Source organism: Candidatus Chloroploca mongolica, assembly GCF_004762035.2.
Classification (GTDB): domain Bacteria; phylum Chloroflexota; class Chloroflexia; order Chloroflexales; family Chloroflexaceae; genus Chloroploca; species Chloroploca mongolica.
In genome coordinates, this window is record NZ_SIJK02000046.1 from 1 (window position 1) to 21177 (window position 21177).

Annotated in this window: 17 protein-coding genes; 10 read left to right on the top strand and 7 right to left on the bottom strand. The window is 57.2% G+C overall.

The genetic code is table 11. The features are described 5' to 3' along the window. The first annotated feature begins 244 nt into the window (after positions 1-244). Entirely contained in the window at positions 245-1636 is a 1392-nt protein-coding gene (locus tag EYB53_RS26095; RefSeq protein ID WP_167857485.1) for a VanW family protein, read from the top strand. A gap of 31 nt (positions 1637-1667) precedes the next feature. Here the strand turns inward: EYB53_RS26095 and EYB53_RS19350 are convergent, their stop codons facing one another. Next, positions 1668-1949: a 4a-hydroxytetrahydrobiopterin dehydratase gene (locus tag EYB53_RS19350; RefSeq protein WP_135480057.1), complete on the bottom strand. Its 282-nt coding sequence runs from the start codon at positions 1947-1949 to the stop codon at positions 1668-1670. A 323-nt stretch (positions 1950-2272) separates the two neighbouring features. Here EYB53_RS19350 and EYB53_RS19355 point away from each other — a divergent pair, with 323 nt between their 5' ends. The 3 genes from EYB53_RS19355 to cls all read left to right on the top strand — a co-directional run bounded on the left by EYB53_RS19355 (position 2273) and on the right by cls (position 5438). Then, on the top strand, positions 2273-3103 hold the full coding sequence (locus EYB53_RS19355; RefSeq protein ID WP_135480059.1) for a GNAT family N-acetyltransferase: 831 nt from the start codon (positions 2273-2275) through the stop codon (positions 3101-3103). Positions 3104-3181: 78 nt separating this feature from the next. Then, positions 3182-3952, top strand: coding sequence for a phosphoribosylaminoimidazolesuccinocarboxamide synthase (locus EYB53_RS19360; RefSeq protein WP_135480061.1), 771 nt, complete (start codon positions 3182-3184; stop codon positions 3950-3952). Positions 3953-3968: 16 nt separating this feature from the next. Next, positions 3969-5438, top strand: a complete 1470-nt coding sequence (gene cls, locus EYB53_RS19365) for a cardiolipin synthase (RefSeq protein WP_135480063.1) — start codon at positions 3969-3971, stop codon at positions 5436-5438. Positions 5439-5737: 299 nt separating this feature from the next. Here the strand turns inward: cls and EYB53_RS19370 are convergent, their stop codons facing one another. The 4 genes from EYB53_RS19370 to EYB53_RS19385 all read right to left on the bottom strand — a co-directional run bounded on the left by EYB53_RS19370 (position 5738) and on the right by EYB53_RS19385 (position 10929). Further along, complete coding sequence (locus EYB53_RS19370; protein ID WP_371879138.1) at positions 5738-7081, bottom strand: BCD family MFS transporter; 1344 nt, start codon at positions 7079-7081, stop codon at positions 5738-5740. 118 nt (positions 7082-7199) lie between these two features. Beyond that, positions 7200-7817 carry a MerR family transcriptional regulator gene (locus tag EYB53_RS19375; protein WP_135480065.1) on the bottom strand — a complete coding sequence of 206 codons (618 nt, stop codon included), beginning with the start codon at positions 7815-7817 and terminating at the stop codon, positions 7200-7202. Between the two features lie 184 nt (positions 7818-8001). Further along, positions 8002-9303, bottom strand: coding sequence for an FAD-binding oxidoreductase (locus tag EYB53_RS19380; RefSeq protein WP_135480068.1), 1302 nt, complete (start codon positions 9301-9303; stop codon positions 8002-8004). 180 nt (positions 9304-9483) lie between these two features. Then, positions 9484-10929 carry an FAD-binding oxidoreductase gene (locus EYB53_RS19385; protein WP_135480070.1) on the bottom strand — a complete coding sequence of 482 codons (1446 nt, stop codon included), beginning with the start codon at positions 10927-10929 and terminating at the stop codon, positions 9484-9486. 480 nt (positions 10930-11409) lie between these two features. Between EYB53_RS19385 and EYB53_RS19390 the strand changes: the two genes are divergently transcribed. The 4 genes from EYB53_RS19390 (at position 11410) to EYB53_RS19405 (ending at position 14397) form a co-directional block, all read left to right on the top strand. Then, positions 11410-11703 (top strand): hypothetical protein, encoded by a 294-nt coding sequence (locus EYB53_RS19390; RefSeq protein WP_135480073.1) that lies wholly within the window; start codon positions 11410-11412, stop codon positions 11701-11703. A 141-nt stretch (positions 11704-11844) separates the two neighbouring features. Then, the gene (locus EYB53_RS19395; RefSeq protein WP_135480075.1) at positions 11845-12351 is read left to right on the top strand and encodes a DUF4188 domain-containing protein; all 507 of its coding nucleotides are present in this window, start codon (positions 11845-11847) and stop codon (positions 12349-12351) included. Between the two features lie 160 nt (positions 12352-12511). Further along, the gene (locus tag EYB53_RS19400) at positions 12512-13762 is read left to right on the top strand and encodes a sensor histidine kinase (RefSeq protein ID WP_167857486.1); all 1251 of its coding nucleotides are present in this window, start codon (positions 12512-12514) and stop codon (positions 13760-13762) included. Next, on the top strand, positions 13759-14397 hold the full coding sequence (locus tag EYB53_RS19405; RefSeq protein WP_135480080.1) for a response regulator: 639 nt from the start codon (positions 13759-13761) through the stop codon (positions 14395-14397). The genes EYB53_RS19400 and EYB53_RS19405 overlap by 4 nt, the downstream gene beginning before the upstream one ends. A gap of 50 nt (positions 14398-14447) precedes the next feature. Here EYB53_RS19405 and EYB53_RS19410 read toward each other — a convergent pair whose 3' ends face one another. Continuing rightward, positions 14448-14828, bottom strand: coding sequence for a PPOX class F420-dependent oxidoreductase (locus EYB53_RS19410; RefSeq protein ID WP_135480082.1), 381 nt, complete (start codon positions 14826-14828; stop codon positions 14448-14450). 214 nt (positions 14829-15042) lie between these two features. Between EYB53_RS19410 and glsA the strand changes: the two genes are divergently transcribed. Further along, positions 15043-16005 (top strand): glutaminase A, encoded by a 963-nt coding sequence (glsA, locus tag EYB53_RS19415; protein ID WP_135480085.1) that lies wholly within the window; start codon positions 15043-15045, stop codon positions 16003-16005. Beyond that, a complete protein-coding gene (gene rnhA, locus EYB53_RS19420) occupies positions 16002-16817 on the top strand; it encodes a ribonuclease HI (protein WP_135480087.1) in 816 nt (271 codons plus the stop codon). The genes glsA and rnhA overlap by 4 nt, the downstream gene beginning before the upstream one ends. Positions 16818-16877: 60 nt before the next feature. Here the strand turns inward: rnhA and EYB53_RS19425 are convergent, their stop codons facing one another. Next, entirely contained in the window at positions 16878-21170 is a 4293-nt protein-coding gene (locus tag EYB53_RS19425; protein ID WP_135480089.1) for a PAS domain S-box protein, read from the bottom strand. Positions 21171-21177 lie beyond the last annotated feature (7 nt).

Consider the following 21177-nt stretch of genomic DNA (forward strand, 5'->3'; position numbering starts at 1 on the left):
TGCAACCAACCCCACCGCCCGCCTGCAGTTCTTGCAGGCGGGCGGTGGGGTTTTCAGTTTTGCGGCTGGTGCGTATCTTTGTGCGCTTTATCAGCGGTATAGGGTGTAGTTCTCAATTCGTGTGAACTGACCGATTGATGCCGTAGGAGGAAGCGCGATGCAAATACGCGATGCCAAAAGGTTGGGATGGATAAGGTTGGGATGGATATTGATCATCTGTTTTCTTGGTCTGGGGTGTTACCCAGTGTGGAAGCACACTGCGGCCCTAGCGGCCCCCTCTGCGCCACTGATGCGCTATGAAAATGGACACCTGCTCTATGGTGAGTTTCGTGCGTATTATGAAGCACATGGTGATAAGGCAAGTTTCGGCTTGCCCATCACGAGTGTTTTTGTTGATGCGGGTGGACTGACCGTTCAGTATTTTGAGTATGCTCGCTTTGAGTGGCATGATCAGGTACGGCTTTCTCATCTTGGGCGGTTTTTTGCTCAGCAGCATCAGATGGAGGGGGCATTTACCTGGCGTGAGGCAGATGAAGCGCTGGAGGAGGATCGTATTTATCTGGTTGATGCCGGGCATACGCTTGGTGGTGCTTTCCGGTGGTACTGGCAGCAAACTGGGGGGGTGCTCAGGCATGGGTTGCCGATTTCAGAAGAGTTCTATGAAGCGCAACCTGATGGATCATCTCGCCTGACTCAATATTTTGAGCGAAGCATTCTGATCTATCAACCAGGATTTGAGGGCACATCAGACGAAGTGATCCGAAACCCGCTTGGCCTGCGCTATGCGCACCTATATGTGAATTCCCTTCACCTTGAACCAGAGGCTCCTTTGCAGATTCTGGCTGAGGCTAGTCTGCCTTTTCATCCTACGAGTCCAGATGGACATAATATTGCTCTTGCCGCTAGTCGGCTCAATGGTGTTATGCTGCTTCCGGGTGAGCGTTTGGGCTTTCTTGCCACGATTGGCGAGGTTTCGGCGGCGAATGGCTACGTGCCTGGTAGTGGTATCGAAAATGGGGTCATTGTCAACAACATGATCGGAGGGGGGATCTGTACTGTCTCGACCTTGCTGTATCGAGCTGCGTGGCATACGGGGTTACCTATTCTTGAACGCACAGGCCATCGTTACTGGCTGCGGGCCTATGCTGATCAGCCAGGGCTTGAAGCGGCTGTTGCAGTTCCGGATCTGGAATTGTCGCTTGGCAATGACACGCTCGGGGAATTGATCGTCGAAGCGGAGGTGATCAATCAGTTTGTGCGTGTGCGGATCTGGGGGCGTTCTGATGGGCGTACCGTGGTTGTTGCGCAACCAGAGATACGGACAGAAGGCCGTGCATCAGCGAGCAGTGCTGCGGTGGCCGAGACTGAAGGGAGCAGGTCTAGCTTTGCGGCCTGGGCGAATACGCAACAAGAGGCAAGGGATGTAATCAACCGGCGCACAATTCGAGGTGCTGATGGCCGTATTGTGCGTCAGGAACAGGTGTTGACACGGTATGCTGCGCTTCCGGTGCGGGCTACGCCCTCTGTGACGCCTGCGCCAACTTTGCCACCTGCGCCACCTGAAGAATTGCCTGATGGCAATCGTGTCAAAAGTAAGGCGATGAGCGTGCCTTGCCAGCCTGTGCTGGCTAGGTGAGCACGCGTGCTCACCTAGCCAGCACAGGCTGTTAGCTCATGGCTTCATCGGCAGCCATCGCCAGGGCGATATCTTTTTCGGTTAAGCCTCCAGCATCGTGGGTGGTGAGGGCGAGGGTGACTTTGTTGTAGCGAATGTCAATATCGGGATGATGGGCTGCGGCTTCAGCGAGAAACCCTATATGGGTCACAAAAGCAATGGCCCGTGGAAAGTCAGGGAGTTTGAAGGTCTTGCTCAGCATGTCACCCTGACGATGCCATCCCCGAAGGTTCTCAAGGGCTATACTGATTTGTTCCTCGCTCAATTTTGTCATACTCTACTCCTGAGTCTAGTGTCTAGTAACGAATGACCTGGTATGTTCAGTATACACCAGAGTAGTGTGGTGAGGCGGGAGGGTGTAGACAAGCAAGCTTGTTGGTCTGCGCCGAGATCCCTTTTCATCCTCTTACGCGGAGGTATGGCTTGGTTCTCAATTTTGACCAAGTGATCCTGTGGAGCGAGGCGCCCCTATGTGTAGCCAGGGCTGGTATAATAATGACACACATCTTCCGTCTATGTGACTGGCAGGGTGAGGAGTAAGCGGGTGTACCTTCCAGCTGCTGGTTGCAACGACGCTAATACAGGGGGCAGGCACCTATGCATACATCAGTCAACTTCGCATCGGCTTCCGCGCTCTCGATGGAAGCGCTGGCGGACCTATTTACGCGCTCGTTCGAGGCCTACTTCTATTCGGGGGTGACGACGCCGGAGGCATTATCGCGGCGAATCGCATCAGAGAATATCGATCTGTTTTCTTCGCTTATTCTGTGTATTGATGGTCAGCCATCTGGCGTTGCGCTGCTTGCGCGGCGTGGTGCACGAGCCTGGTGTGGTGGGTTTGGCATTGTGCCCGAGCACCGGGGTAACGGTTATGCCAATCAACTCACCGCAGCAATGATTGAGCAAGCGCAAAAGGCAGGGGCGCGCCAATTGACCTTAGAAGTGCTGGCGCGGAATATTGCTGCATTGCGGACATATGAACATGCAGGAATGCACGTGACCCGTCGGTTATTGATTATGGCGTGGCATCTTGGAGATGATGAGTTTGGGGGTAGACCGAGGATCGATGAACTTGAGGCCGAGACGCTGGTGCTTGACTATTTTGCTGACCTCCATCCGGCCCACGCCTCGTGGCAACGTGAGCCGGCGACCCTGCTGGCCCTGCCCAATTTACGTGGCATAGTACTGCGTGAAGATGGCGATGTGACCGCCTATGCGCTGGTTACCGGCGATGAAATCAGTATGCGCCTGTTTGATCTGGGCGCGTGTGATGAGATGGCGGCTCGTGAATTAATTCATGCACTTCAGGCGCATACAGCCAACTTAACCTGCATCAATGAGCCTGCTGATAGCCCATTGACGGGTGCCTTTTTGCGGTCTGGTTTTGTGGTGCCTGATGAGCAGTATGAGTTGACAATGGCGTTGTAAGATACGCGAAACCACCATCATGAGTGACCAGTTGTGATGGTGGTTTCGCTGAATAGATCATGGTAATGGAGCGCTACAATGCAACTTGGACCACGTATTACCGAAGGCAAAACGAAGATTGTGTATGCTCACCCTGATGATAGTGGGCTCTGCATTCTTGTGCATAAAGATGGCATTACCGCGGGAGATGGAGCGCGGCGTAATGAGATTCCTGGGAAAGGGGTGCTGGCTGGGCGGACGACGGCGAATGTTTTTGCCTTGCTTGAGCGAGCGGGTATGGCGACGCATTTTGTCCAGGCCCCTGAGCCAGCGATTACTGTGGTACGTCGTTGCCTGATGCTGCCGATCGAGGTTGTAATGCGACGATTGGCGACAGGTTCGTATTTGCGCCGCCATCCCGAGGTTGCTGAGGGGACGCGTTTTGACCCACTGCTGGTCGAGTTCTTCTTGAAGGATGATATTGCGCACGATCCCCAAATTAGTGAACATGAGATTGCTGTGCGGAATCTTGCGACATCTGATGAAGTCCGTCAGATGATTGCGGTTGGGGTAGAGGTCTTTACCCTGTTAGAACGAGCGTGGGCTGAGCAGGATGTGGTGCTGGTTGATCTCAAGATTGAGTTTGGGCGTGCGGTCAGTACTGAACAGGGGTCAAACCTGCTGGTGGCTGATGTCATTGACAACGACTCGTGGCGGATCTGGCCCGGGGGGGAAGCGGGACGGATGCTTGACAAGCAGGTCTATCGCAATGCGGCCACGATCAATGAAGGTGTGCTTGCGGATGTACGCTCACGGTATGAGCAGGTGGTGGCGTGTACCGAGCGTTTTGCTGAGTTTGAGTTGAATTGAAATCTATAGTATCAATATGCCTGAAGATTGGCTGAGTCTGTTTGCACTCGTGGGGGCTATTTTACATTGGATCCTCTTGATCGGCGCACTCTTTACGGTGCCGGTCAATCGCAAGCCATCCTCGGCGACGGCTTGGCTAATGTTAATTGCGCTTTTTCCCTTTGCGGGGTTCGTGCTCTTCTTGCTGATCGGGAGCCCCAAGCTTCCCTATGAGCGTCGGCTCAGGCAATTGACGATGGATGAACTGGTAGCGAAGGCGATCAGCGAAGCCCGTGATCATCCAGTGTTTGGTCCATTGCTGAATCCCCATGTTCCGGCGCGGTATCTGCCCTTTGCGAATCTCAGTGCTCATCTTGGTGGCATGGCTGCATTTGCGGGCAACGATGTTGCGGTGATTGACGATTATGATGAGATTCTCCGTCGTCTAGCTGAGGATATTGATACCGCTGAGCATTTTGTGCATATCCAGTTTTATATTCTCAACCGCGATGAAGCGACCGAAGAGGTATTCCTTGCCCTTGAACGTGCGCATCAACGGGGTGTTCAGGTGCGTGTCATGCTCGATGATTTTGGCTCAAACCGCTATCCTACGAGCAAGCAGACTGATGATTACCTCAAGACGTCGGGGTTTGGGTACGAGCGTATTTTGCCTGTTCGTTTGAGTAAGGGCCAGTGGGCGCGACCGGATCTGCGTAATCACCGGAAAATCGCGGTGATTGATGGCAGGATTGGGCATACTGGCTCGCTCAACCTGATCCGGCGTGACTACTTCCGCAAGGATGACCTCTATTATGATGAGGTAGTGGTGCGGGTGACCGGGCCAATCGTTGGGCAACTTGATGCGGTCTTTATCACCGATTGGTACAGCGAGACCGATACCCTCTTGAGCCAGGCTGAGCTTTATCATGGTGAGGAAGCGGTCGTTGCGACAGGGACGATGCTTTGCCAGGTGTTGCCGAGTGGTTCAGGACATGACGACGAGAACAATCTCAAACTCTTTACCGGGATGATCCATGGTGCGCATCATAAACTGACGATTGTGAACCCCTATTTTGTGCCTGATGACAGTCTGATGCTGGCGTTGACCAGTGCGGCACAGCGTGGCGTTGATGTCACGATGATCAACTCGGAGGCCCCGGATCAGTTTATGGTCTATTATGCGCAGCATTCGTTTTACGACGAATTGCTGCGCTGTGGGGTGAAGATTGCGCTTTATAAGAAGCCGATTCTGCTGCACTCGAAGTTTATGACGATTGATGACGATATTGCGATGGTCGGCTCGAGCAACTTTGATATGCGATCGTTCCAGTTGAATCTCGAGGTGAGCATGGTCTGTTACGACCGCAAGGTTGTGGCTGATCTGCGCCAAATTGAAGCGACGTACCTCGAACGCTCGATGATGCTCAGCCGCGATATCTGGGCGATCCGTCCGCTTTATCGTCGTCTCTTCGAGAATATTGCCCGTCTGACGGCTGCGTTGCAGTAGCGCCATTTATCGTTCTGGCGTGAGAGCGACGTTGCCCTGGGCATCGCCGATGCCATCGTTGCGCAACCATGCGGGTAGCCCAACCGGATGCCGTTGTTCAGGGGGCAAGGGGGAGATGTAGGGCGATTGCATCTTCCGTGCATGCACCCCACCAGGGCACCCGCAAGGTGTGCCCGTACACCGGGCCGGGTGCCGCCGTTTGCGCCGCTGGTTGTATGCACATGCTGCCACAGAGAGCGTATTTTTTTATCCGGTTTCGTATGATGCAACCGCCCTGGGGGGATTGATGCGAGGTCATTTCATTCGGCGGCGGCGGCGAATGAAGCGGAGGGAACTGATGTCCGCGTTTGCCGGGCAAAGCCGGGGACATCTACTTTACGCACCAGGATAACACAGATCGCAAGACCGATTGCTTCGAGAAAGAAGACCAGGCCATAGGCGATGTTGAGCGAGCCCGTGGTGATCAGGCCGAGATCGCGGATCAACCCGCCGAGGAAGATCCCGAGACCACGAAAGAGCAACTGAGCGACGGTCCAGAGACCGAGGTAGGCCCCGGCGCGGCGGTCAGAGGTCATCGCCATCAAGAGCGAAACGGCACCGACGGTATAGATGCCAAACCCGAGGCCAAAGGCAAAGAGCACCGGGATCAGCAGGGCCTCGGCTTCGGTGAGGGCAATTACCCCGAGCAGAGCGAGAGGGATACTGGTCAAGACCAGACCGATCACGGTGGTACCTGTTTGCTCGTGGGCCTGGCGGTTCCGCGTATAGATGACGGTACCGATGAGGCTGAGCACAACCCCGGTACCCCAATAGGCATTGAAGCGGGTGGTTTCGCCAACCGAAAGACCGAACACATCACCACCAAAGGGTTCGAGCACAGCGTCTTGGGCAAAGGCGCTGGTGGCACCGAGGGCGAGGAAGAGAAAGAAGAGTCGGGTACGGCGGTCGCCCCACATCTCGCGCAGGAGCGTACGAAAAGGCAGTTGTTCCGATGGAGCATCGGCGACAATGGTCCCGTGGCGTTGTTCTTCGCCGAGCAGCGAGAAGAAGAAGGCCATGGTAGCAATGCCCATCCCAAAGAGCACGATCTGCCAGAAAGAGGCCGGATCGTAGACCGGCATCATCAGGCCATAGATGACCCCGGCGATAGGAAAACTGATGACAAGGAACGTCTGCACGATGCTCATCGCTTGCCCTCGCTTCTCTGGGGGGGCGCTATCGCGCACAAGGGCGAGGAAGGTGCTGCCCGAGAGCAGGGTACCGACGCCATAGATGAGGAAGGAGAAGACGGCGAGTGACCAGGCGAGGATCGAGCGTGGATTGGCGGCGAGCATGACCGTAATGATGGGGAGCAAGGGTAACGAGAGCACCATTGGAATGCGTCCACCCCAGATATAGGGCAGACGATGAAAGCCAAAGATCGGGCGGGTATCGGAGCGATAGCCAGCCCAGATGCTCAACGGGGCGAGCAGATAACGCAAGGCTGAGAGCAAGGCGACCGGGGCCGCCCAAATATTCAAGTCTGAAATCAGGATGCGATTGAGCACACCTGAAGTTAAGAGATCAACAAACGACGAACCAATATGAAAAGACCCGATCTTCATGGTGCGTAGCACACTAAAGCGACGTGGCTCATCACTCACAGACAGCTCCTGGGGTATATAGCAGTCCTATCTGGGTTGTAAACAGGAGTGCCGACTTTAGCCGGCTTTAGCCGGCACTCCTCAGACACACATTGTCTAGGACTGCTATAGTATGAGTTTATTGATAACTCTGGGCAACGGCGAGATGGACTTCATTGGCGACATGACTGATACGGCGTAAGAGACGGGCCCGGTCTTCATTGCGTGGCCGGGTTTCTTCGGAGAGTTGCATCGCCGAGTCGACCAGGGTATCACGAAAAAAGAGAGCGGCTTCGAGGGCGGCGGTCAGGGGCATGCCTGCACGGAGGGCCAGGGTGCCATACTCGCCGCCGATGCGTCGGGCCTCGCGGAGCAATTCTTCATCATCGTGGGGATTATTGATATAGTGCAGGACGACGCCCATCAACTGTTGCCCGATACGGCGCCAGGCCTCACGGTCAGCCTCGGGGATGCGGGCGAGCCAGGCGCGATGGGAATGGGGCGCAGTGGCAATTTCGCTCCGCGTCTGGGCGGAGGTACGCGTGGCGAGTTCTGAGCCAAAAGCGCGACTGGTAAGCGACGTGCGGCGCGCAAGGGTCTCGATATCGTGACGCGCAAAGCGACGGTGCCCACCGGGTGTGATATAGACGGGCACCGAGCCTTCATCGGCCCAGCGCCGCAGCGTAGTGCTATGGACACCAAGCAACTTGCTGGCTGCGGAAAGCGAGAGAAAGGTAACCTCATCACGCTCGGGCATGGTGAACCTTTCGTAAATCTATAGAAATCTTAGTAAACGTCTTTAATTATAGGCAAGGTTGGTTGTTTCTGTCAATTGCATTGAGATTTTTTTCGCTCGTGGAAAAAGCCAGCATAGCTGGCTTTTTCCACGAGCGAAGGGAAAGGGCCGGGTGTTTCGATAGCGAAGGGAAAGGGCCGGGGGGTTAGACGACGTAGCGCCCTGGATTGAGGCGGTTGGTCGGGTCAAACTGGTGTTTGATGCTCCGCATGAGTTCAATGGTTGCGGGTAGTTGGCCCCAGGCTGGCATTTCGCGGCGCAGGTGGAGTGGGCCGCCGAGGACGGCGGTGGTGGGTTGATGGGCATACAAACGCTGGTGCCAGGTGCGTAGTTGCTCATCGTTGCCGCGTGCGCGGAGGTAGGCAACCCCATTCAATGACCGCGCACTCATGGTGAGGGCGATGCCGAGCTCGTGGGCGTTGGTGCGGGCGATGGTCAGGGCGGGGGCCAGTTGACTGGGGAGGGTCGTGAGTCGGATGACCAGTTCATCATCGGCGACGGTGGCGGTTTGGGGCAAATCATTGAGGTGCGCCCAGAGCTCGCGGTGGGCCTCATCGTGCAGGGGATGGGCTTGACCACCGGCCTGTGCGGTGCGCGCTGTTAGTTCGCGCAGATGGCGTTCGACGGCGGCGGGCAGGCCTTCGGTGCGCAGGGCGACGTGGATGGTGCTGTTGGTGAAGGGCGCAAACGTGAGTCCCTCGACATATTCGAGCGCCATGGGGGTCAACTGACTGGCTCGGATGCCCTCGATAAGTTGGAAGGCCGGTTCTGGTGTCGCAAAGGAGCAGAGGAGGCTAGCCTCGGCATTGGGCCGAGGGATGAGTTTGAAGTTGGCCGACACGATAATGGCGAGGGTTCCCAGGCTGCCAGTGTAGAGCTTCATCAGGTCGTAGCCACTGACATTCTTGACGGTCATGCCACCGGCTTTGCTGACGCGCCCGCTTGCCTCGACCACCTGGACACCAAGCAGGAGATCGCGACTGGTACCGTAGCCCAGGCGACGTGGCCCGTCCATTCCGGTGGCGAGCAGGCCCCCGATGGTACTCTGATGGGGCAAAGGCACATCAACCGGGAACATCTGGCCATTGTCGGCGAGCGTTGCGTTGAGCGTGGCTGCGGTCATCCCTGCTTGAAGCGAAATCGTCAGATCATCGGGCTCATAGATCAAGACCTGATTGAGGCGCGTCGTGCGCACGACCACGACATTGGTACTGGCGACTGGTGTGCCCCATGCCTGGCGCGTGCCGCCCCCATAGGGCACAACCGTCATGCCTTCAGCGGCAGCAGCGGCGACAACGTGGGCGACTTCCTCCACTGAATCTGGCTCAACGACGAGAGCGGGAACCTGATGGTGGAGGGCAAACGGAGCGCAAGCTGCGGGGTCTTCCAGGAGATGGGCCTCACCAACAAGTTCGGACAACTGGCGGGCAAGCAGTGCATGTGACATTCGTTTCCCCATTCTGCATCAGGAGTGGGCCAACTACATTTGCTGATGATTTGACGCAAAGGCGCAAAGGATGTTCAGAGCGCATCGAGACGCCAAATGTGCGACGGATGGCTGGGCCAGAAGCGTATCAGGAAACTTCGTTGACAGACTAATCAGGAACATGATCGGCGGACAAACAAGCTAGGCAACGTCACGATCGGCGAAGGCCATAATGTGGCGTTGTTCGGCGAGATCGCGTGCGTTCTGGGCTTTAGGGAAGATTTTGCCGGGGTTGAAACGACCCTCGGGATCGAAGCCCTGGTGGAGGGCGGCCATTGCGGCGAGATCGTCTTGATTGAAGAGGTAGGGCATAAACTCCTGTTTTTCCACACCGATGCCGTGTTCGCCGCTGATCACCCCGCCCTGTTCAATGCTGATGAGCATCATACGGTTGACCGCCTGGAGGGCGCGTTCATTCTGGTCGGGATCGCGCCGGTCGAAGAGGATAATCGGATGAAGATTGCCATCGCCAGCGTGGAAGACATTGGCGACTGGTAGATTCAACTCTTGGGCGATCTGGGCGACCTCCTCCATCATTTTGGGGAGGCGCGTACGCGGAACGACCGTATCAACGAGGTGGTAGGTTGGGGCGAGGCGGCCCATGGCGCCGAAGGCATTTTTGCGAGCAGACCAGACGCGCACCTGTTCGGCGGGGGTACGAGCGGGGCGCACATCAAGGGCACCATTTGACCAGCAGATCGCCACAATATCGTTCAGCAGTTCATCGAGGCCATCGGTGACTCCATCAACTTCTACAATCAGCAGTGCGCCAGCCTCATCGGGCATGCCGAGGCGATACATAGTATTGACCGCCTTGATAGCCAGGCGATCCATGATCTCGAGTGCGGCGGGCAAGAGTCCGCGGGCGATCACCTGGGAGACGGTACTGGTTGCGCCGGCGATATCGGGATAGAGGGCGAGCACGACGCGGATCGCTTCGGGCAAACGGGTAAGGCGCAACCAGGTTGCGGTCACGATCCCGAAGGTACCTTCAGAGCCACTGATCACCCCGGTCAAATCATAGCCGGCGCAATCAGGTGTACCGTCCCCTGTCCAGATCACCGAACCATCGGCGAGCACCATTTCGACACCGAGCACGTGGTTGGTGGTCACACCATATTTGAGGCAGTGGGGGCCACCGCTATTATTCGCAATATTGCCACCGATGGTGCATGCTTTTTGCGAAGAGGGATCGGGAGCGAAGTGGTAGCCTGAGAGCGTAAGGTACTGGGTCAACTCCCAATTGATCACCCCTGGTTGGACAAGCACGCGCCCATTGGGGAGATCGAGTTGAAGGATTTGACTCATGCGGGAGGTGCCAATAATGATTCCGCCGTGCATCGGGGTTGCCCCACCGGAGAGGCCGGTACCGGCCCCACGGGGAACCACAGGAACATCGTACTGCGCGGCTAGGCGCACGATTGAACTGACCTGTTCGGTTGAGGTAGGGAGCACGACGACGTGTGGGGCGTGGGTATCCATGACACATCCATCGGCATCATAGGTCATCAGTGCATCGGGATCGGCGACGACGCCAGTGACACCGACAAGCTGTTTTAGCTCAGCGATCAACCGGTTATGATCCATACCTTATTCCTCCATGAAGGGCAACAATGCGCTTCGCCAGCCCTGGCGTCAGGGCTAAAAGCTATGCTTGTGATGCTAAGACAAGGATAGAGCTGAATTGTACCATAGCCAGAGGCTTACGTTCATCGGCGGCGCGTTACGCCCTTAGGGCGATTGCATTATACGAAACCGGATGCAAACATACGCGCTCTGTGGCAGCATGTGCATGCAACCAGCGGCGCACACGGCGGCCCCCGGCAACACCAGGGCACCCGCAAGGGGTGCCCCTACAGGCGGGGTACGGGCACCCCTTGCGGGTGCCCTGGTGGGGTGCATACACGGAAGATGCAATCGCCCTGGTTACGCCTCTCCTAGTTCTTTTCGCCTAGCTGCACCATCGGCTGTTGAGGCAAGGGCAATTAGCCCCGTGCGCTGATAGCAAGGCCGGGTGTGACTGGTATGCTTGGGGACAGGAATGGTTGAAACGGAAAAAAGGAGTCGATGATGTGCCGTATTCAGGAGCAGACACGATCCTCGCATTACCCGGTTGAGGGTGAGACGGTGCAATTGGGGGCATTGGAAGGGACTGGTCGGCAGTGTGCGGGGCGTTTCCCGTGGTGGATGCTCTGGGTCGCCTGGCCCTTATTTTTCATCGTGAAGGGCTCGTGGCATCTGGCGAGTCCGTTGATGACCTGGCTTGGGGAGCCGTTGGTGTTGACGGTGACGCCGTTGCCATTATTGCTGGTTGCGATTGGGATTGCGGTGCTGATGATTGATCGCGTGCGGCGGGGATAGGGCACGGCGGGGGCACGGCGGCGCCGTGCCCGTACGTAGGGCAGGGCGGGGTGGGGGCAGGGCGGGGGGGGGGCAGGGCGGGGTGGGGGCACGGCGGCGCCGTGCCCGTACGGGGGGGCTGAGATAGAGGAGGGATGCACAATGGCTAATATATCGGCACAACCGATGACGGCGGAAGTTGAGGGTGAGTTTGTGGTGTTTCTGATTGGGATGCGGATCAATCAGTGGTGGAATGTGCCAGCCTGGTTACCGGCATTTTTGGCGATGCCGCGGATGTTGCGCGAGTTGGAGGCGCAACCTGAGTTGGGTTTTCTTGGTTCGATGGGAATGTTGCCAGTGATGGTACAGTATTGGCGTTCGTTTGAGCATCTCGAGGCGTATGCGCGTAGTCGTGATCATGCGCATCTGCCGGCGTGGCAGGCTTTTCATCAGCGTGTGCGTAAGAGTGGAGGGGCTGTGGGGATCTGGCACGAGACTTATCGGGTGACACCTGGCAATTATGAGACGCTTTATGCCGGGGTTCCCGCGCTTGGCTTGGGCAAAGCTGGTCGCTTGATGCCGGTGGTGCGTGGTAAGCAGAGTGCGCGGGCACGGATGGGGCAAGATGCGCATACGGTTGTTGAGACCGATGGGGGGGCATTGTTATAATGGGGATGAGGCCCACTTCCCCAACTCTCCCGCGCTGGAGGTTGAAGGGCAATACCTTGCAAAGAAGGCGGTTTTTTGACGCAAAGGCGCAAAGGCGCAAAGCTGTGTGGAGATGGATCAAACAAACCCGATCGGGCGCACAGGAGAGTTTAGGTTGTCTATGGTTGCAGAGAAGACGCGGCCTGATGATCCCTTTCATGATCATCACGATGCTATCCCCCACGGGAGTGTGCTGAATGTGTCGGGGGTGCTGGCTGCGCTGGTGAGCGTTGGTTTGCCGTTGGCGACTGGGGTGATCGAGGGATGGTCGCTGCTGCGAGTGCTGACGTACCTGGTGCTGGCTATCGGCTTTCTTGGCCTTGTGATAGGCTATCTGGTTTCGTCGCGGATCATGATTTGGGCGAACGCACGGATCGGTCTCTTTCTTACGCTCAGTGGCCTGTTTGGAGCGGCGTTGCTGGTGATCAGCGGCGAAACACGTACGCAGCCGCTTGCGCTGACGGTGCCGTTTGTGATTGCGGTGCTTAGCCTTGCCCCCCGTCAGGCAAGTTGGGTGGGTGTGAGTTACCTGATGCTCATCTTGGGTGGGCTCTGGTTGGGTGGGGTCAGGGTTCCCGAGGTGCTTTTTACAGCGGTGGCGATCTACGTATCGATCTTTCTTTTTATGTATGCGGTCGTGCAAATTGCGTTGACTCAGGCGCAACAACGGCAACAGGCAACGGCACTGGCACACGAGAATGCGCGTCTGGCGCGTGAGGCGGGTGCTGCGGCGACGCTTGCTGAGCGTAACCGGATCGCCCGTGAGTTGCATGATACGATTGCCCAGGGGTTGACTGCGATCACGATGCAGCTTGAAGCGGCGCAACGGGCTTTTGACCGCGACCCCGAACGGGCTCGTGTTCGTCTGGCGCGTGCCCACGAACTGGCCCGCACGACGCTTGGCGATGTGCGTCGTAGTGTCTGGACGCTCGCTGAGACTTCGCTTTCTGACAAGCAGATTGATTTTGTTTTGCAACAACAGGCACGCCAGTTTCAAGACCGGACTGGCATTGCGACGACGTGGATCTATGCTGGCCCAGGGCTTGCGTTGCCACCTGAGCAGGCTGAGCAGGTGGCCCGCATTGTGCAAGAGGCTCTGGTGAATATTGAGAAACATGCATACGCCAGGCATGTTGAAGTGGGCCTCGAGTCTGACGAGGCGGTTTATCGGGTCTGGGTACGTGATGATGGAGTTGGGTTTGATGCGGCGCTGCCAGTTGCGAGCACGCATAGGGGCGGCTTCGGGTTGATCAGCTTGCGTGAGCGAGCGCGGCTTGCGGGCGGCGATCTCCAGCTTGCGAGTCGTGTAGGAGGCGGCACGACGTTGAGCCTGATCCTTCCGGTAGATCAGAAACGAGATGAAGAACGATGAGCACGGCGACACCGATTCGTATCTTGATCGTGGAAGACCAGCGCATTGTCCGTGAAGGCTTGCGCGCCCTGTTGGAGGATGAGACGGTGGTGTTCTTGGTGGGCGAGGCGGCGCATGGTGAAGCTGCGGTTGCGCAGTACGAGGCCTTGCGTCCTGATGTGGTCTTGATGGATCTGCAGATGCCGGGGATGGATGGGGCCGAGGCGACGCGGCGTATTCGTGCGCTCGATCCGCAGGCGCGGGTGCTGGTGTTGACGACGTATGCAACCGACGAATTTATTTTTGCGGCGCTGCGCGCCGGGGCGAAAGGCTACCTGCTCAAAGATGCCTCGGCGGACGAATTGATCGCGGCAATTCAGGCCATCTATGCTGGACAGACGCAGTTATCGCCTGCGGTTGCGGCCCGACTCGTCGCGGGCGTTGGTGGGGGTGGCCCCGAGCCCCTGACGGCCCGTGAACTCGATGTGCTGACCTTGATCGGGCGGGGGCAGAGCAACGATGCCATTGCCGTCGCACTCAACATTTCGCCGCGCACCGTCAAAGTGCATGTACAGAATATTCTTGGCAAACTCAACGCCGCGAATCGCACCGAAGCGGTAGCGATTGCAGTGAGGCAGGGAGTGCTTTCGCTCTAATGCGTGCGGAGCACGCATTAGAGCGGTTGGTGTGCTTCTCGCGCAGCGGATTAAGCGGGTACGACCTCGAGGATCACCGGGGTGATGCGGCGAATATTCCAGAAGAAGCCAAAGGCGCGGTACATCAGGCCGTACTTTTGCTGGAGGACTTGATGACCGACAGTGCCCTCTTCGAAGGAGAGTACGCGGGCCATCCCTGATGCTGCTTCGCCCAGCACCTTGCCGCGGGCATCGCTTGGTGCTAGGCCAACTTTGCCGTTGTTGCGGATACGTTTGACTTTCCCCGAGTTGTCCTCCGTCACAATGTACATCCGCTCACCTTGCAGGGCGAACCAGACCGGGGTAGGTACACCTTCGCCACTCTTGCGGTAGGTGGTCAGGTTGATATACTTGTGATCCTGTAGATAGGCAAACGCTGTTGACTCGGTCATGATCTGGTGCTCCTTTGGTTGTCTTAATTGACATAAAACCTTTGACATAGGCAGGTTTCCAGGCCATTGGTTGCTGGCAATCTTTCTGCGCAGCTTACGTGCTGATGCAGGTAGCATACACTGTTCTGATTCAGGGTACATCAATGTCAAGGGCTATGCTATCATACCTCAAGAGCGTAGGCTGCGTTTCTATCAAAAGAACTATGGGACGTTCATGTTTATTTCGACTGGTCAATTGCCTGCTGATGCACAGGTTCAGGCGCTTGTTGATGAGGCGTATGCACGGTTTCGCTTGCGTGACGAAGGCGAGAATGCACAGCATTATCCGGCTCTTGCCCGGGTGCCCCGTGATCTCTTTGGGATCTGTGTTGTCGGGGTCAATGGCAAGATCTATGCCGTTGGCGATGCCGAGGTCGAATTTACGATTATGAGTGTGGCCAAGCCGTTTGTGTTGGCGCTGGTTTGCCAGGCGCTTGGCCCCGAGGTGGTGCGCGAGAAGATCGGCGTCAATGCAACGGGTCTGCCTTTCAATTCGATCATGGCGGTTGAACTCCATGCGCAGCGCCTGACGAATCCGATGGTCAACACAGGTGCGTTAGCGACAACCAGCCTGATCCCCGGGGCGACGGCGGAACTCAAATGGCAACATATCCAGGAGGGGCTGTCGGCGTTTGCCGGGCGTTCCTTGACGGTGAACGAAGAGGTTTATGCATCGGCGTCGGCAAGCAATCACCGCAACCGTGGGCTGGCCGCGTTTCTCTGGGGCTACGACCGGCTCTATTTTGATGCGCCTGCGACGCTCGATCTTTATACGCGCCAGTCGTCACTCAATGTCACCACGAAAGATCTGGCGATCATGGGGGCGACGCTCGCTGATGGCGGGGTCAATCCGGTCACCGGGGTGCGGGTGATGGACGCAGGGGTATGTCGGTATGTACTGGCGGTGATGGCAACGTCCGGGATGTACGAGACCTCGGGGGAGTGGTTGTATGCGACGGGCTTGCCTGGCAAGAGTGGCGTTGGGGGTGGCATTCTGACGATCGCACCGGGCAAAGGTGGGCTGGGTACCTTTGCGCCGCCGCTTGATGCGGCAGGCAACAGTGTCAAAGGCCAGTTGGTGGCGCACTTTCTTTCGGCGCAGCTTGGCCTCAATTTGTTTGCATCACAGCCTTTATGAGCAAAAAGCATTTCTACGCGGTGGTCGCTGGGCATACGCCGGGCATCTATACGGCCTGGGCTGGGGCGAATGGGGCTGAGGCGCAGGTCAAAGGCTTTCCTGGCGCAATCTTCAAAGGGTTTGCCACCCATGCTGAAGCCAAGCGCTGGTACGAGCAGCGTGCCGACCGTGTTCGCCATAGCGCAGCGTCGACCAATTTGGGAGGGAAGAAAGCCGCCCTGGCTCACCCTGGGGAGCCGGGGCGTGCCTCTGAGGCGGTCGGGGAGGAAGCTCCCCCGTCTGAGCCGACCCGTGCCTCCAGTTTCAACCCGAGCCTCCATGAAGAGGCGTTGGCGCAGGGCAAGGTGGTGCTTTACACCGATGGCGGGTGCCAGGGCAATCCTGGCAAAGGGAGTTACGGGGTGGTTCTGTTGTACAAAGATCACCGCAAGGAATTTTCGGCGGGGTATGCGTTTACGACAAATAATCGCATGGAGATCATGGCGTGCATTGCTGGCCTGAAGGCACTCCAAAAACCATCACACGTCGTCCTGTTTAGCGACTCAGCCTATGTGATCAACACCATGACGAAAGGCTGGGCCAAGCGATGGCGTGCCAACGGATGGCAACGCAAGGTAGAGGGCGAGCTTGTGCCGGCGCGCAATGCTGATCTCTGGCAAGCGATGCTGGATCTCTGTGATTATCACGAGGTCACATTTGTGAAAGTGCGTGGTCATGCTGGCATCCCTGAGAACGAACGCTGCCACGAACTCGCCTCGCTGGCGATGGGGCAGGGTGATCTGTTGATTGATCATGGATTTGTTGGTGGATGAGATGCCGACGATCTGGCTTCGGCGGTGCTGCCGTTCCTCCGGCAGACAGCCCGTGCGTGATTATGGTTGCTGCGGTGCTTGAGGGTGCGCATCGCCAGTGATCGAGTCGATCATTTTTATCAACGTCTTTAGGTTTACTGGTTTGCTCAGGTAGGCATTTGCGCCCGCCTGCAGACAGCGTTCCCGGTCGCCGGGCATAGTCAACGCGGTCAGCGCGATAATTGGTGTGTTTGCAAAGCGTACATTGGTGCGTAAACGTCGGGTCGCTTCCAAACCATCCATCACTGGCATCTGGATATCCATCAAGATCAGGTCTGGCGTGATCGCCTCTGCCATTTGGATGGCTTCCAGGCCGTTTTCGGCGCTAACCACGTTGTAGCCATAGCTTGCGAGAAAATCCTTGATCGTCATAACCGTCATCGCATGATCCTCGACCAGTAAGATCGTGCCCTGGTGCCTGGATGCAATGGGGGCGATCTTTAAGCCGTCGATGGGCGGGTGGGCAAGCGAGGATGCATTCTCCTCGCTCACCCAGGGCAAACTGACGGTGAAACAACTCCCCTGTCCAACGGCACTTTCGACTGCGATACTCCCGCCGTGCAACTCGACCAGGCGGCGCACCAGGGCCAGACCAAGCCCGGTACCCTCCTGTGCTCTGGTGAGACTACTATCGACCTGGGTAAAGGGATTGAAGAGTTTTGGTAGTTCATCGAGGGCAATACCGATACCGGTATCACGAATGACAAAGCGTACCAATTCCTGCTCGGCATCCCCGTGAATTTCAAGGGTCACCTTGCCGTTGGCTGGCGTAAATTTGACGGCATTGCTCAGCAGATTGACCAGGATTTGCTTTAGCCGGCGAGCGTCGGCGGTGATGATGAGCGGGTTCGATGCGGCGCGGTAGCTGACCTCGATGGCTTTCTTGAGCGCCATTTCTTTGATGAAGATCAGGCTGGCCTGGCACATATCGTTCGCGAGTACCGTTTCGAGGTTGAGATTGATCTTGCCCGCATCGATCTTCGCGAGATCGAGGATGTCGTTAATCAAGCTGAGCAGGTGTTGTCCACTGACTTGAATATTTTTAACATACAGCAGTTGTCTTTCATTAAGCGGGCCGCGCAGTCCTTCGTGGAGAACCTCTGCCATGCCCATGATGCTGTTGAGCGGGGTCCGCAGTTCATGGCTCATGTTTGCCAGGAAGGCGTCCTTGGCCTGGTTGGCATGCTTAAGCTCGGCGTTTGTGCGGTGCAACTCGGCGGTGCGTTCAGCCACGCGCTGTTCAAGCTCGGCATTGGAACGCTGGAGGTTCTGGAACAATTGTGCATTGTCAATGGCAATGGCAGCCTGGCCTGCCAGCGTTTCGAGAAATTCTAGCCAGCCCTGCTCGGGACACAGCGGCGTGCGGTGATAGACCTCGAGCACGCCTTTGATCTCGCCTTTGGCGATGAGGGGAACACCGTAGTAGTCAACAAACTCCTCGTTAGCAAGCCACCGAGCTTTGGAATCGTGACAATCTTCCTTCATCAAGCCCGTGAGATGGATCATTGTGCGTTCGAGCACAACGCGACCGGCATAGCCTTCACCCAGTGTCAGATTCCTCATGCCGACGTTAGGCGAGCGAAACCCGCGATTGACGGTATGTTCGAGCACCTGGGTGTTGGGGGCGTACAAAAGGATCATGCCGGCATCCACCTTCAACTGCAAAAGAACCTGTTCGAGCACAACCTCAAGACTGATGCACAGGTCAAAGCTCGAGCTAATCGCGGTATCGATCTTACGCAGTCCGTTCAGGCGTCGCAATTGCAGGCGGATCTGTTCCTCCGCCGCTTTGCGCTCGGTGATGTCTTGCAGAATGCCGTGAATCTGTGGTTGGCCATAATCATCGAAAACCCGCTCACCGATCGCCCAGATCACCCGAGTCTCGTTCGTGCCTCTGGGGTGGATTGCGAACTCCTCTTCGAAAGGCACCCCGTCTGCGACGAGCGCAAACAGACGTGTTGTGACGCGCTCGGCATATGCTTGCGCGAGCAGCGCGTAGATGGCGTCGTACGCCATCACGGCATCTGGAGGGAACCCGTATATGCGATTGACCTGCTCGGAGCCGCGGAATTCCATCGCCGCGGGATCGAATGTCCAGTGACCCATGCGACCCATGTGCTGCGCTTCACGGTAGCGATCGGTCAGCGTGCGGAGCGCAAGCTCGGACTGCTTCCGTTCGGTCACATCGCTGTCCCACCCCCGATAGCCGATGACGTTGCCATGCTCATCGTGCCTGGGCACACCGGCAGTTATGACCCAGATGACGCGGCCATCGCTGGTCAGGATGCGATTCTCATAATCCAAAAGGTCGTCGCCGACCAGCATAATGCGCAGAAAATCTTCTTTCAGCGAATCCCTCTCTTCAGGCGGCGCGAGATCGTAGAAGTGTTTCTTGCCGACGAGTTGGTCGGGGTGGTAGCCGAGGACACGTTCAACCAGAGGGCTGACAAACGTGTACAGGCCGTGCACGTTGACTTCCCAGGTGTAGGTGCCGCTCCGCGCCGCCACAACTTCATAACGTGCCTCACTCTCTTTCAGCGCAGCTTCTGCATAGGTGCGTTCGAGCAGCGCGAACATGATGTTGGCGAACATCTCGAGCCGGTTGATCGCCACCTCGGACATCGTTCGTTCCGTATTGGTGCTAAAAGCGAGTATGCCGATCAGGGTGCCATCGGGGTCTTTCAGTGGCACGTTGATGTTGTTTGTCACGCTGAGGTGAGTGTACACCTCCTTGTCGCGGGCCGCTTCCGTTGGTAACGCCGCAACATCGGTGATTGCCACGGTTGCGCCCGTCTTGCGTAGCTGCTCAAGCACCCACGGGAAGTACTCCTGGGCCTTGATCACATCAGGCAATGGCGGCCCGTTGTCCCGGTGATACATGTACTTCAGCACCATGGTCTCCGGATTGCTGCGTTCGGTGAGTTGCCAGATGGCCCCCATATCCAGGTCGACGCACTCACAGATGCGTTGCAGCGCATGCTCGATCTCCCTGGCGCAGTGCTCGGCATCGACGCTGACAAAGCGAGCAGCGAGGTCGGCTACCAGGGTCTCGATGCGTAGCCGCTCGTGCAGTTCGTCTTCAGCCACCTTCCTTGCGGTGATGTCACGCACCACGCCTTCTGTGCCGATGATGTGACCATTCTCGTCGCGCAAAAGTCTTGCGTTCATCGAAGCCCAGAAGGTCGACCCGTCTGAGCGGCGCGCCTGAACCACCCAGTCGGTAACGGAGTCGTGCTTCTGCAACTCGTTGAGCAGCGTTTCGCGTTGTGCTCCATCCGCATACAGTTCCTGGGCATCTATGCCGATCATGTGCGCAGCCGAGCTGTAGCCATACATGGATGGGGCGGCAGGATTCACGAAGGTGAATTGTCCGGACGTGTCGGCTCGGAAGTAGGCATCCTGGAGATTGGCAAGGATGCCGCTCAGCAACGCTTCGCGCTCCCGGATGTTTTTTTCCACCAGCACCCGCTCGGTGATGTCCCGAATATAGCCGTGCCAGAGGACGCTTCCGTCGGGCAGAGTCATGGGTGTAGCCATACCCTCGACCCAGATGGTTCGCCCGTCCGGGTGGTTGACACGATACTCGGCATGCCAATCGTTGAGCGTCCGGGCCGACGTTTCAACACTCGCGGCAACGCGCTCCCGATCTTCAGGATGGATCACGCCGAGCACAGGCGTGGCGTCGTGGGCAACCTGCTCGGGGGTAACACCATAGATATCGCGGATGCCCGCAGTGGCGTAGGGGAAATAGGCGCTTCCGTCGGGTCGGCGGCAGTACTGATAGAGGACGCCGGGGACATGCTTTGCCAATAACTCCAGACGACTAAAGGCCTCCTGCAGGGCTTCTTCGGATCGCTTCACATCGGTCACATCGCGGGCGATGCCAAGATACCCTGTGATTGCGCCGTTGGCATCGCGCAGTGCGGAGCCATTGGAAACATGCCAGCGCCAGGTACCGTCCCGATGCTGAACTCGGTATTGCACGCCGCTTTGCTTCGCGCCAGTTGTAAGCGTTTTCTCCAGAAACTCGCGGCAGAGGTGCACATCTTCAGGATGGACGTACGGTTCGAAGGAACGGCCAAGCGCTTCTTCCGCCGGCTCGCCCATAAATTCGCGCCAGTTTGGGGAAACATACGTGAATAGTCCCGCCGAGGAGACCGCGTAGATAATGTCGTTGGCATGCTCGATGAATGAGCGGAAGCGTTCATAGCTTGCCCACGGTTCTGCTGCTAACCGTTTGTCCTCGGTGATATTCATGTTCGTACCGGGTGAAGGCTCAAGCAACTCCTTGCTATCGTCGAGATTATTTTGCATGATGTCG